A 13,839-nucleotide genomic window follows, 5' to 3' on the forward strand; every position below is an offset into this window, starting at 1 on the left:
CTCACCTTTTTCCTGTCCGCAAGGCTATCACCTTCTCATTCACCTACTGTGAAAGAATAACGGCAGGTTCCTGTTAGGAACGGTCTTGTTTTGCGTATAATCATTCATCCGAGTCAACTATACGCAAAGGGATATAAGTTTTAAACCTGGTTCCCTCCCTTCTTGATTTGGAATAAAATTTGTTGATTACTCATATACACTGTTTTATGAAGGATACTCCATAATTTCCAGTTGTGATGGTCTTTCCATGTTGCGATGGTTTGTAACCATTTCTTATATACCTTTTTTGTAAGATTTCTCATTATATTTGATCCATAATCCAATACTTCGTAATTGCTAAATACTCTCTCAGATTAGATTGAATGATGATCGGCTTTGGTGTTCTTGCAGATAATCCCTCTAGCTGCACCCCCTGTTTTTCGGCAATTTTTTTCGCGCGGTACATATGAAAATCATTCGTTACAATGATTCCTTTTTTCTTATTTGTCGGAATAAGAGGTTTTGAGAATTTTATGTTCTCATCTGTATTCGAAGAACGTTCTTCCATTGTAATTCGTTCTTCTTGAATTCCCTGCGCTACCAACCCGCGTTTCATAGCCAAAGCTTCGGAAATATCTTCACCTTTTCCTTTCCCACCAGATACAATAACAGTTGTTTGTGGATGTGTTTTTAAATATTCAACTGCTTTATCAATACGATATTGCAAAGCATAAGATGGTTCTGTTCCTTTCACACGAGCACCAAGTACAATCATATAATCTGCATCATCTGGTACTTCCATGTGACCATGCTTGTAAATAATATATTGTAAAGTACTCATATAAACTGCTGTAATGATAATGAAAATAAAACAATACTTTTTGAATCTCTTTCTTTTTAACATCCTATAAATTCTCCTATTCCCCATTTTTTTCATCATAATATTCTTCCAATCACTTGTATAGCTTTATTTTCCAATTGAAGATGGTTTACCCTTTAAAAGTAATATTTGTACGAATCCCTATATAACAAGAAAAAATCCCCTTAACACGTTAAGGGGACTTCATCACTATATATGTGTTTCTTCCAACGTCTGTATAGAAACGGGATGTGAAAAATGATTCATCATAAATACAGCACACGCTGTTAATAGTTCCGCCACAGGCATTACAAGCCATATTCCATTTACACCAAATAATTTCGGCATCACCCACAGAAGAGGAATGATCAGTAACAGCCCGCGACTTAAAATAATTAAAACAGATTTTTTTGTTTGTCGTACAGATTGAAAATATTCACCATATACAATGTTATATCCTAAAAATACATATTGCATGAAGAATAAACTAATTCCTATTACCGTCATATTTAATAATTCTTCAGATTGAACGTCAAATAAACCTACCAGGTATTTCCCAAAGAATAAACCAATTATTGTTGCAATAATACCGAGTACAACAGCTGTTTTAACTGCAATCTGTAATCCTTGTTTTAATCTTTCCGTTAAGTTTGCACCATAATGGAAGCTCGCGATCGGTTGCAGCGCTGCCCCAACTCCAAAGAATAAAAGTAACGTCATCGCATGAATACTGTTTACTATAGCATACGATGCAACGCCTTGTTCCCCAGCATATTGAATAAAGGTGATATTAAATCCAATCGTTACAATCGCTACCGTAACCTCTGTCGTGAAGCTCGGAAAACCGATAATCATAATTTGCTTTACAGTTTCCCATTCTAAATGGAGTTTCGTCCATTTTAAAATACTGTTTTTTCTAAAGAAATGACTCAGTAGCACAAGAAAACCAATTGCTGCAGATAAAATAGTAGCAGCCGCTGATCCTGTCACACCCCAGCCTAAAACGAAAATAAAAATATAATTAAATACAATGTTTAACAACGCTGTAACAATCAAACCTGCCATAGCCAAATTGGGATTTCCATCATTTCGTATAAATGTACTCAAAACATTTTCTAACACATATATCATTCCAAATGTGAATAATACGTGTAAATAATCTAATGAATACGGTAAAATTACATCATTTGCACCAAATAGATATGCTATATCTTCTATTTTCCATAAACAAATAATCATTATTATACCAACAATCGCGACCGCTACCGTCATAGACTGTGTGAAAATAGAACGCGCTCGTTCTACTTTATTTTCTCCTAAAGCGATAGAATACAACGTAGCTCCGCCCATTCCAATCCATAGTGAAATGGAGAAAAAGATAGAAAATGCAGGAACAGCAACGTTAACCCCTGCCAATGCATTTGCTCCTACACCACGGCTCACCATAACTGCGTCAATCATAATATTCACCGACATCAGTACCATTCCAAGTACAGCCGGAATTAAATAAGAAATAAATAGACTTTTAATCGGTTTTTCTCTTAAATGCTCAGTTGTTTCCATTACAAAATTCTCCTTTACGACTCTCTGTTCACATTGTAAACCTTCAAGTTACTTGAAGGTCAAGAGAGAAGTAAAAAATATATTTTGTTATAATGTATCTGCCTAATGACTTCACTTTTTTACCACAGGGATTTGAATTTCTGTCACTTGCTCTTCTTGATTACTCGTTACAGACCAATCAATTAGAGCTAGTTCAATTGCGTCACCACATATTTTGTATCCATCATTCTCAATAGCTAGTAGCAGCTTCTTATAAGTCTTCCCAGTTTCTTCATATGATCCATGATGATACGCACACGCATATATCCCACCTTCAATTACATTAGATGCCGTTTGAAATGGCATGTAATCAAGAAGAATGAATACACTATTGTACGCTTGAAAATCGTGTTGTAATAATGCATCTTTTGCTACGGTAACACCTATATCACCTGAAAATAAACTTTCATCTACTTGTTTCATATTTTTTTGAAGTGAATGAATATAATATTCAAACATATCGTCTGTTACATTTGAAGTAATAGGAAGAGCTGTAATTTTCCGCTTTGGTAATTTTTCAAAAAAGACCGTATCAGCATCTGTTTGTACAGCTTCTTTCATTAAATGAATTTTATGCTTTATTTTTGCTAACGTATATTCAATTTCCTTTTGTTTTTTCAGTAACATCTCTTCCTGTTTCTCTAATAAATCCATCGCAAAAGCTGGTGTTCTTTCATCTATATATCGTTTAATTTCTTTTAGTGGTATATTTAGCTGCCGTAAAAACTTAATCGTATCCAACATTGAAAATTGATCGATTGTATAGTAACGATAATTTGTTTGTGAATCAACAATTGCTGGATGAAAGATTCCCTTTTCATCATAGTACCGCAATGTCGACTCAGGAATATTATGCATTTTTGCCATTTCCCCAATTGTAAAACGTTGATTTAATAACATATACTCTTCTCCGTTCTGTTTATTTGTCCATCTGTTCCCTTTATTATACAAATAATACTATTATCATACATCGTGCTATCCTACAATAAGTGGTGGTTTTCTTCATCCCCGCCTATCTTCTTTGCTCTCTCTGAATCTTGAGATGGGGGGTTATTACCCACGGATATATGAGCATGACATTATACTTTCAATCGACATAAATAAGACCTCAGATGAAATCCAGGTCTTATTTATTTATGAACACTTTCTTCGTATGGCATATTTATCTTCATCACGACTTCCAAGTTCAAACAATAGCCCTAAACGTACAAGATAAAATCCAAAAGTCAACTTTACAAATGGAAATATTCACTCATTTTTTATTTTTTGTACACATTCGCATTTAAAATATTTTTGCACTTTCTAATTTTTTGTTTGATTTGCTGATTTTCAAAAAAATAAACTTCTGTACCTGACCAAATAAAAACCCAACACACAATGCTTAATACTCCTGCAAGATAAGCATGACTACTTGTAAGCTTCAAGTATATCACTCCAACAATAATACCGATCACAAACAAAATAATTGCCTTCTTGACATTTCTAGCATATGTATATTCCTCTTCGTTCAAGAGGTTAGAAAAAGTATTACTTGTGGCAGTCTTCAATGATTTTTCGTCAAAATCATTCTGACCTAAAAAAAATATTTCTACTTCTTTTCTTTTACCGCTATGCAGTCTTGACAAAAGAAAATCTTCAAGATCCGAGCTTAAGTGAACATCATTTGAACTACAATATCTTGAAAACGGACTATCAGTTTCATCTAAATAAATATTTATTTTTAATTCATCTTTCATGTTAACTCTCCTTTAACTTTAATGTACTAGTTGAAAGTCAACCTTTTATCCCGCTATTCGTGAGCAGTAAGCCCCCCTGCTGATGGAAGTTTCACTTTATTAATATGGTCTAGATAACAATAATTCTTACGAAAACAAATAAAAAAGAAGTGTCTTTCCTAATCGGAAAGCACTTCTTTTTCTTAATGTGCTGAAACATCACTAATGCCATGCCCTGTATTTGACTTTACAAGTATTTCATCAAATTTCGCGGCATCTTCTTTCTTACTAGATAAAATCGTTCCTAAATAGGCAGCTAAAAATCCAAGTGGAATAGAAACGATTCCTGGAGTTGTATATGGAAATAACGGTTCCCCAACAAAAATTGCTTTTCCAGCCACCGGATTCCATACATTCGGACTCATCGCAACAAGGGCAATTGCAGAAATTAAGCCAACAAGCATACCACAAATTGCACCGGTCGTATTAAAACGCTTCCAATATATCGTAAATAAAATAACTGGTAAGTTCGCGCTCGCCGCAACAGCAAATGCAAGTGATACAAGGAACGCTACATTTAACGTTTGTGCAAATAGCGCTAAAATAATGGAAAATACTGCAACCCCAACTGAAGCGTAACGTGCCATTTTTACTTGTTCTTTTTCCGTTGCTTTCCCTCGGCGTAAAATTTCATTATAGAAATCATGTGCAAACGCCGATGCTGCCGTTAATACAAGTCCTGCTACTACAGCTAAAATTGTCGCAAAGGCTACTGCCGAAACGAAAGCAAATAAAAGATTTCCACCTAAAGCTTCCGCTAACATTGGTGCTGCCATATTACCAGCTGGATTTGCTTTCACAATTGCGCCATTTCCAACAAATGCTGCTGCACCAAATCCTAAGAAAATTGTCATAATATAAAAGGCTCCGATTAGCCACGTTGCATATACAACAGATTGACGGGCTGTTTTCGCATCACGCACTGTAAAGAAACGAACGAGAATATGCGGCAATCCCGCTGTACCAAGAACAAGCCCTAAATTTAACGAAATTGTATCTAACCCAACTTTATACTTTACACCAGGATTTAAAAATGCTTCTTTCAATGGTGTCGCTGTCTTCATTTGTGCAAACATCTCTGTAATACTAAAATTAAACTTCGCAAACACAATAACAGAAATAATAAAAGTACCGGCCATTAATAATACTGCTTTAACAATTTGCACCCAGCTCGTTGCTGTCATTCCTCCAAAAATAACATATACAGTCATCAATACCCCAACAATGAGTACAGCCGTCCGGTATTCGATTCCTAATAATAATTTAATAAGTGCTCCGGCTCCGACTAACTGTGCAATCATATAAAAAATTGAAATTGTCATCGTATTAAGTGCTGCTACTCCCCGTACTTTTCTTGCATCAAAACGTGCTGCAATCATATCTGCTAACGTAAACTTCCCAAGGTTTCGAAGCGGCTCTGCAACAAGATACAGTACAACTAAATAGGCAACAAGAAAGCCAATGCTATAAAAAAATCCATCAAACCCTGTTAATGCTATTGCTCCGGCAATTCCAAGAAAAGAAGCAGCGGACATGTAATCACCCGCAATTGCCAAACCGTTTTGCCATCCTGTTAACCCACCGCCTGCTGTATAAAAATCACTAGCATTTTTTGTTTTTTTCGATGCATAATACGTAATGACAAGCGTTCCAAGCACAATGACTAGAAATAAAGTAAAAGCTGCTGTATTCAATATTTATCCCCTCTCTTTATCCAAGTTTTCAAGAATTTGATTCGATAACCGATCAAATGATTCTGCTTTTTTACTGTAGATCATGCACAATGACCATGTCATAACGAACTGAGCAAATGCAAATACCCATGCCCATGTAATGTCACCAAATGCTGATGTATTGAGCACTTTTGAATACGATGTTAAAATAGGCAAAGCAATAAAAAAACTGAAAAAGAAAATGCTCATCGGTACAATAAATTTTTTCTTTGCTTGTAACAAATTTTGAAATTCAGTAGACTGTACTACGTTTGAGTAATTGATTTCACCATTCAATTTACGCGCAGATGTTTCTTGTTTCATTTCATACCTACTCCTTTCTTTTCAATACAAATCGCTAAATGCTTTCTTTCACAACTTTAAACTCTAAATTTTATAAATATTCAGAAACTTAAGTTTATTGTAGACAATCTATTTTTGTAAGCAAAGATTTTTCGATAGACAAATTCTGTCATTTATCTCCAAATTTCTAATATATTTTATTAAAATAAAAAGCAGTGCTTATCGCACCGCTTTTTCACCTTCTAAATTACGAGCCGTTTCACTCGTTTCGACATCTTTTCCTTCTTTGTATGTCTTAAACAAAAAATCGTAAACTGGATTCGATACTCCAAACCAGTAATTCTCATTTTTATAATGATGGAGTATATGCTGCTTCTTCAGCCACCTTCCGTATGGCGTCAATGGACGAATTGGCCGATGAGCAATGTAATGTTTCCATTCATATACTAATAGCATGATGATCATTCCAATTCCAAATGATAATGTCACTGTGATGTTAGAAGTAATACCATATATAATGCATAAATAAATTGTAAATCCAGGAAGACTATACCACACAGGTAAAAATAGTAACTTTAAATCATTCGGATATACATGATGATCATAATGAAGACGTTTTAACATTTTTAATAAAAATGGATTCTTTGGCGGTTTTAAATGAAATAAAAAACGATGTGTTACATATTCGTTAATTGTATAAAAGATAATACCTGCAATAATTGCTATAGCTGCAATCCATGTAAACAATTGCATGTTCAAAAACACGATAAAAGCAATTGAAACTCCAATCATAATGACAATATCGTGCTGAAAGAAAAATTCATTCATTACCCGTTTCATCCCCATCCCCCTCTCTTTAGAAAGCGGCCGTAACACATTGTTATGGCCGCCTTTTTATTTCTATTCTATTCCCATTACAAATTTGCTTGTTTCCACATTTGGATAGAAAATATTACTCGAACCGAATATATTTTGTTTTGGAATAATATGTTCCACTGCAAAAACTGTCACTTCTCCACGTTGTACTTCACCAATAATCAACCCAAATATTTCATGATTTACAGCAAATGTCGGTTGTTTTGTTTGAAGTAATCGTTCGGCTAGTTGAAGAACAGCCTCGTATAATGGATTTCTATCTGTTATTTCTTTACGTATTTTTGATGATAACGTAATAATAATTTCCTTTTCATTTACTGTGGTTCGATACATAGAAATCTCCCCTTCAATTCTTATATAAACAATTGTAACGCTTTATAAGCAAAATGAATAGAAAAAATCAATATTATTCCATAAAATCATTGTACTTCCATATACATCAAACCATAAAACAAAGTTCAATCGATTAAAACCTGTCACAAAAGATTAACAAGGTCCACCTACATCTTCCTACCTTTGTATATTCGATATTTGAATGTAATATTCCTTGTTTTACACTTTGAAATTCACAAAAAAATACACATATTTAAAATATCCTTTTTTATCCATAAACATACAAAAACTATAGAACGAACAACCCTCATTTTTTCAACATAAATATCCCTGTTCCCGTCTCTTTAAAAACCTTTTTGTTGTTTTCTCAATTGTTATTCATATTGATCAGAAATAAAACCGCTTACTTGACTAAAATCTACCATTACATGTATATTTAAGTTATTATTTAGCAGAATATTCAATAATATAATAAGTTCAATTTTATAAATTTGTTAATATTTTATGTATCATTCACTAAATGAGAAAGTAATCATATTTAGGGGGCATTTTCGTATGCAAGGTAAAGTAAAATGGTTTAATAGCGAAAAAGGTTTTGGGTTTATCGAAGTTGAAGGTTCTGACGATGTATTCGTACACTTCACTGCAATTCAAGGTGAAGGCTACAAATCTTTAGAAGAAGGTCAAGAAGTTTCTTTTGAGATCGTTGAAGGAAATCGTGGACCTCAAGCTGCTAACGTAATAAAACTTTAATTTGATACATGACAGGAGGTTATCTACTGATAACCTCCTTTGTTATTCTTCTGCATATTTCTTTTCCACAGAGCAAAAACTATGTGAAATGAGAAAATAAGGAGGAGAAAACAATGGGTTCACCTGTAAACGATTTTGAAGAAGTAAAATTGCGCGTAGAAACTGCGCAAAAGATGGTTGGTTCCGCGACAATCACAATGGACCCTGAATCATTACAGCACGCTACAAATGCTGTTGAATCCGCTCGTTCGCAGCTTGAAACAATGAAAGAAGTAGCCACCGATTTAGATGCACCGTTTTTATTAGATCAAGAAGAAAAATTAGAAAAGTGCGAGCATCAATTACAAGAGGCAAAGAATTAAAAACATCCAGAGAAATTTCTCTGGATGTTTTTCTACTTATATCCCCGCATTTCCTATCGTTTTACAATTCATATAAAGCATTTCGCCTACTGTAAACAAACGAACTTGTTCAGAAACTTTTTAATAATTCAGGCGTAAAAAGTGTGCAAACTCAATACCAAGCCCTTACATAATCATACAAATAAAAACAACGCACTTTTCCCTTCACTTGCTTTTCTTATTCATTTAATATTTCTGCCGCCAATCTTTACGTTTCCATTATTTATAACCCTTTATTTCACACCTGTCCCCACACAATACCTTCAACATCACCTGTCCAGAAAAAAATAAACATTTGTTACAAAATTTTTCACATCTATACATTTATATATCGCTTTATTAGGAATTATGTTAGATTAATAAAGTCTCATATTTTTTTGAAAGGAGATGAATAAAAAATTGAATAAAAAATGGTATGTTCCAATCGTTGCAGCTGGTTTATTCCTCACCCCGCTTATAGCACATGCTGCAAGTGATACATTTACCCAAAATGATGGAGATGTACATTACAATTGGGGATACGATAGTCCAAAATCTGGAGTTTCAGCAGACCATTTTACCGGCATTTTTAACCAATCTAAACAACTATCAAGTGGTGACTACTTCATACACACATTAGCAGATGATCGTGTAAAAGTCTCCTTTGACGGGAAACCAATTATTAATCGTTGGTATGATGTTGGCGGACAAATTGATCGTGCACTTGTAACAAATGTAAAGGCGGGGACTCATAAGTTACAAACCACATTCTATGAAAATACTGGTCAAGCAGCAGTTTTTTCAGATATTGTTCCCTTTGATCATTGGATAGCCTACTATTATCCAAATAAAAACCTAGAAGGCTACCCAGTAAACGCACAAGTAATTGCTCCGACAGGAAAAGAAAAGAGGTTGTTCCAAAACAACGGAAGCGGCTCTCCAATGTCGAAAGTACCAGCGGATCATTTCTCAGCTCGTTATACAACAGTGAAGCGATTGCCTGCTGGGGATTATATGATTCGCGGAAAAGTAGACGATGGGATTCGTGTCTTTATTGACGGAAGACTCGTTCTTGATCGCTGGGAACCTGGATGGTTAACAGAAGATGCACGAAAAATCCACATTGCTGACGGAACTGCAGCCCAGGTATTCGGTGCAACAAGTCAAAAAGATACGCATCTAATTGAAGTGCAATACTTAGAAGAAGGCGGAGACAGCCAAGTCGATTTTCAAATTGAACCTTATAGCAATGCAGCAAAATCAACAAGTTGGCTCGGCGAATTCTATAATAACAAAGAGCTAAAAGGCGATGCTGTTGTTATTGGTGGAAATCAATCTTCAGAGAAGTTGAATACGATTAACTTTAATTGGCAATATGGTGCTCCGCATAAAGCTATCTCAAATGATAATTTTTCTGCACGATTTACTAAAGTAGCTACGTTTGAGAAAGGTGATTATTACCTTACTGCCAAAGCAGATGATGGTGTACGTGTTTACATTGATAACAAAATGGTAATCGATTCTTGGGTTGCTAGTAACAGTGAAACTCGTAAAGTAAAAGTACCAATATCAGCTGGTGAACATAAAATTACTGTTGAATATATGGAGCAGGGTGGACAAGCTAACCTTCAATTCGATTATAAAAAAGAACCTGGACCGTTTTATCAAACAGGCGGGGATGTTCATTATAATTGGGGATATGGAAGTCCTACACCAGATCGACCAGCAGATAATTTTACAGCCGTTTTCGATCAATCTAGACAACTTGCTACGGGCGACTATTTTATACATACATTAGCAGATGATCGTATTAAAGTCTCCTTTGACGGGAAACAAGTTATTGATCGTTGGTATGACGCTGGTGGAAAAATTGATCGCGCTATCGTAACAAAGGTGCAACAGGGAAATCATAAAATTCAAACGAACTACTATGAAAATAGCGGACAAGCTGCTGTCTTTTCTGATATTGTACCATTTGATTCTTGGCTAGCTTATTATTATCCAAATACGAATTTAGAGGGCTATCCAGTGGATGCAAAAGTATTAGCACCACAAGGAAATGTAAAACAACTTGCTGAAAATAATGGCTACGGTGCACCAACTTCTAAAGTACCAGTTGACAACTTCTCAGCTCGTTACACAACGGTAAAACGCCTGTCTGCTGGAGATTACGTCATTCGCGGGCGCGCTGATGATGGCATTCGCGTCTTTGTAGATGGAAAACTTGTTCTTGACCGCTGGGGTCCATCTGGATTTGCAGAATATGCAAAAACAATTCATATTGATGATGGAACTGCAGCCGGAATAATTGGTAAAACCAATGAGCCTGATACGCATTTAGTTGAAGTACAATATTTAGAGCAAACAGGACAAAGTCGCGCTGAATTTAGTATTGAACCTTATAGTACTGTACAAAATTCGTCTACTTGGCTCGGTGAATTCTATAACAATACGAATCTACAAGGTAATCCTATTATTCTCGGTGGCAATAATGCTTTACAAAAAATCGAGAAGCTGAATTTCAATTGGCAATACGGGGCTCCAAGCCCATTCATTTCAAATGATAATTTCTCGGCTCGCTTTACAAAAACGGAATACTTTGAAGGCGGAGATTATACATTCACAGCAAAAGCAGACGATGGTATTCGCGTTTATGTAGATGATCAACCTGTTATTAACTCTTGGCAACCAAGTAATAACGATGTACGTAAAGGAAAAATGTCTGTAGCAAAAGGAAACCACAAGCTGCGTGTAGAGTATTTTGAAGGAAGCGGCTCAGCAAATCTTTCACTAGATTACTATATTGGTAAACCTTATGAAACGCTAGATTTACGTAAACCTTCAAAAGTAACTGCCGGGGAAATCGATAACTATATGAACCGAAGAACGAACGGAACTAGCCCGCTTACCGGATATGGACAGGCGTTTATTGACGCACAAAACAAATACGGTGTGAATGCTCTCTTTTTAGCATCACATGCTATTTTAGAGTCTGGGTACGGCAAATCATTAATCGCCTATCGAAAACATAATCTATTTGGTCTTCGTGCTGAAGATTCAGATCCATTCGGTTTAGCTCGCTATTTCAATACGTTTAATGACAGTATTAATTATAATGCAGCTTACGTAAGAGCGTACTATTTAGAACCTGGAGATTGGCGCTATAAAGGGGTTACCGTAGCTGATATTAACGCTAACTATTCAACAGATACTGGATGGGCAACAAAGATTGCGAACCTTATGGAAGAAATCCATCCATATAACGGTTCTGAATATAACGGTGTAAATATTTTACCTAAAAATAATGAATCAGTGACCAATTCACATCAATTGCCAAAAGATATTCCTTTTACGAACTACGCAGCAAATACAAAAGGAAAAATGACAAAAACAACAGACGAGTTCCGTACAGAACCGTATCCATATAGTAATAATAAAAAATGGACACTACAGCAAGGAACAACTCTTGATGTACTTCGTAAAGACCCAAATAACTGGATTGAAGTTCGCATCGGCGATCAAACAGGATGGGTTCAAGCCAATAATCTACAAGTAATTGAAAATAAAGATCCACTAAACGGAAAAGCGATCATTATTGATCCAGGTCATGGTGGTGTCGATGATGGCCATACTGGTACTGAAAATGGGCTAACAGAAGACAAAGTTGTATTAGATGTTTCCCTACGTGTTCGTGATTTATTTAATCGCAAAGCACCGTTTAAAGTGTTATTAACTCGTGAAACGGATTCGAGACCTGGTAATACGGCAAAAGAATCACTTCAAAAACGAGTACAGTTTGCACAGCAAAATAACGGAGATATTTTTGTGAGCATTCACGCAAACGGCTTCAATGGCACTGCAAATGGAACAGAAACATACTATTGGCAATCAAGAAGTTATGGAAATCCTAATACAGAAGAAAGCCGTGTACTAGCTGAAAAAGTACAAAGTCGTCTCGTAGATGCGCTGGAAACGAAAAACCGTGGTGTAAAAGATGGCGATTTATATGTTGTACGTGAAAATACAATGCCTGCTATCCTTGCAGAGCTAGCTTTTATTGACAATCCGAAAGAAAATGAAAAATTAGGTTCTGAATATTGGAGACAACGTGCTGCTGAAGCAATTTACTCTGGCATTTTAGATTACTATGAGTGGAAAGGCATCAACGTTTCATCCTATCGTCTATAATGTAGCAAACTTTATTATAAAACATAGAAATACAAAACAAAAAGATGGCAAACGCCATCTTTTTGTTTTCTCCCAATCTCCTCCAACACCCTCACTTGCTTACTGTGCTTTAAAACTTTAGCTGAGCAAAGCAAAGAGATGATTGTTCAAGACAATTGTTTTCCATACTCTTGTAACTTTTCTCCTATCGTACATTGCCGAATGCAAAAGGAGTGCGCATAATATTTACTCTGTTCTTTTCGAAAATGCTTCTGCAAAAAACAACCATCGCAATATGTTTCTAATAAATCGTTTACTTCAGTAATTAACTGCTTACGATCCACTCCTTCTACACTCCTATTCTGTTATTTCTTTATGACTCTCAATGTTCGTTCCTTCCAATGCTTGCGTTGCTAATTGATGCGCTTCTTTATTTTGTTTTCTAGAAACGGGTTCACATACTAATTTTATTTTCATCTGTTTTGCTTTTTGCTCAATTTGATCTAAGTAATGAATTAAATGCTCCTCATAGCATGGCCATTCACCTGCTAATTGTTGAAGAACGACTTGAGAATCACCACGCAATATCACCGATTCATACTTAACCCCTAACTCTTCCAATATGTTCATTCCATATAATAACGCTGCATATTCCGCTTCATTATTATCATCAATTCCTTCTATGTAAGCATTGCGGCGAATTCGATACATTTTCCCTTGTTTCTTATAATAAATGCTTATCCCTACGCCCGCTTCTTTCGTCTCAATATCATATCCCCCGTCAAAATATAGCGTAAGGTCTTGCGGCTCTTCTTCAACTTGTTTACTTAGTTTCTTAGCTTCTTTTAACGTCCATTCTACTCCCATTTCATCATGAAATACCAATTCCTTCGCTCTTCCTGTTTTTTCAAAATCCGCAGCGAACTGCATCGCTTCTTCTAAACGAAGGAAGTCTGTTTCTAGATTAGTCTCTAAACCATGCTTTGTTCGATATAACCAAGTAATTTTATATTTCATTTTGCTCCCCCTTTTATATGCAAAACCCATATACGTTCATACTAAATATTATGCTCTTATTTTATCCTATTTTGTCTATGCGA

At 35.5% G+C, this 13,839-nt stretch carries 13 protein-coding genes; 3 read left to right on the plus strand and 10 right to left on the minus strand.

Annotation, left to right across the window (positions count from 1 at the left end; translation table 11 throughout):
* Nucleotides 1-301: 301 nt before the first annotated feature.
* The 8 genes from Q9306_RS20245 to Q9306_RS20280 all read right to left on the minus strand — a co-directional run bounded on the left by Q9306_RS20245 (nucleotide 302) and on the right by Q9306_RS20280 (nucleotide 7,439).
* A complete protein-coding gene (locus Q9306_RS20245) occupies nucleotides 302-883 on the minus strand; it encodes a YdcF family protein (RefSeq protein WP_306201751.1) in 582 nt (193 codons plus the stop codon).
* Nucleotides 884-1,048: 165 nt separating this feature from the next.
* Complete coding sequence (locus Q9306_RS20250) at nucleotides 1,049-2,401, minus strand: MATE family efflux transporter (RefSeq protein WP_306201753.1); 1,353 nt, start codon at nucleotides 2,399-2,401, stop codon at nucleotides 1,049-1,051.
* 111 nt (nucleotides 2,402-2,512) lie between these two features.
* Nucleotides 2,513-3,340: a MerR family transcriptional regulator gene (locus Q9306_RS20255; RefSeq protein ID WP_306201756.1), complete on the minus strand. Its 828-nt coding sequence runs from the start codon at nucleotides 3,338-3,340 to the stop codon at nucleotides 2,513-2,515.
* Between the two features lie 359 nt (nucleotides 3,341-3,699).
* Entirely contained in the window at nucleotides 3,700-4,176 is a 477-nt protein-coding gene (locus Q9306_RS20260) for a hypothetical protein (RefSeq protein WP_306201758.1), read from the minus strand.
* A 182-nt stretch (nucleotides 4,177-4,358) separates the two neighbouring features.
* Nucleotides 4,359-5,909, minus strand: a complete 1,551-nt coding sequence (locus Q9306_RS20265; RefSeq protein WP_306201761.1) for a solute symporter family protein — start codon at nucleotides 5,907-5,909, stop codon at nucleotides 4,359-4,361.
* A 3-nt stretch (nucleotides 5,910-5,912) separates the two neighbouring features.
* Entirely contained in the window at nucleotides 5,913-6,251 is a 339-nt protein-coding gene (locus Q9306_RS20270) for a DUF485 domain-containing protein (protein WP_306201763.1), read from the minus strand.
* 198 nt (nucleotides 6,252-6,449) lie between these two features.
* Nucleotides 6,450-7,070, minus strand: coding sequence for a sterol desaturase family protein (locus tag Q9306_RS20275; RefSeq protein ID WP_306201765.1), 621 nt, complete (start codon nucleotides 7,068-7,070; stop codon nucleotides 6,450-6,452).
* A gap of 60 nt (nucleotides 7,071-7,130) precedes the next feature.
* Complete coding sequence (locus Q9306_RS20280; RefSeq protein WP_306201767.1) at nucleotides 7,131-7,439, minus strand: cytoplasmic protein; 309 nt, start codon at nucleotides 7,437-7,439, stop codon at nucleotides 7,131-7,133.
* 555 nt (nucleotides 7,440-7,994) lie between these two features.
* On the opposite strand from Q9306_RS20280, the gene cspD reads away from it, so the two are divergent.
* The 3 genes from cspD (at nucleotide 7,995) to Q9306_RS20295 (ending at nucleotide 12,760) form a co-directional block, all read left to right on the plus strand.
* On the plus strand, nucleotides 7,995-8,192 hold the full coding sequence (cspD, locus tag Q9306_RS20285; protein WP_306201769.1) for a cold-shock protein CspD: 198 nt from the start codon (nucleotides 7,995-7,997) through the stop codon (nucleotides 8,190-8,192).
* Between the two features lie 113 nt (nucleotides 8,193-8,305).
* A complete protein-coding gene (locus Q9306_RS20290) occupies nucleotides 8,306-8,554 on the plus strand; it encodes a DUF2564 family protein (protein ID WP_306201771.1) in 249 nt (82 codons plus the stop codon).
* Nucleotides 8,555-8,992: 438 nt separating this feature from the next.
* A complete protein-coding gene (locus tag Q9306_RS20295; protein WP_306201772.1) occupies nucleotides 8,993-12,760 on the plus strand; it encodes a PA14 domain-containing protein in 3,768 nt (1,255 codons plus the stop codon).
* Nucleotides 12,761-12,906: 146 nt separating this feature from the next.
* On the opposite strand, the gene Q9306_RS20300 is transcribed toward Q9306_RS20295, so the two are convergent.
* Both Q9306_RS20300 and Q9306_RS20305 read right to left on the minus strand, forming a co-directional pair.
* Nucleotides 12,907-13,083 (minus strand): zinc-finger domain-containing protein, encoded by a 177-nt coding sequence (locus tag Q9306_RS20300; RefSeq protein ID WP_306201774.1) that lies wholly within the window; start codon nucleotides 13,081-13,083, stop codon nucleotides 12,907-12,909.
* A gap of 13 nt (nucleotides 13,084-13,096) precedes the next feature.
* On the minus strand, nucleotides 13,097-13,756 hold the full coding sequence (locus Q9306_RS20305) for a ribonuclease H family protein (RefSeq protein WP_306201776.1): 660 nt from the start codon (nucleotides 13,754-13,756) through the stop codon (nucleotides 13,097-13,099).
* Nucleotides 13,757-13,839 lie beyond the last annotated feature (83 nt).

It is taken from the genome of Bacillus multifaciens (assembly GCF_030756675.1).
Lineage (GTDB): Bacteria > Bacillota > Bacilli > Bacillales > Bacillaceae_G > Bacillus_A > Bacillus_A multifaciens.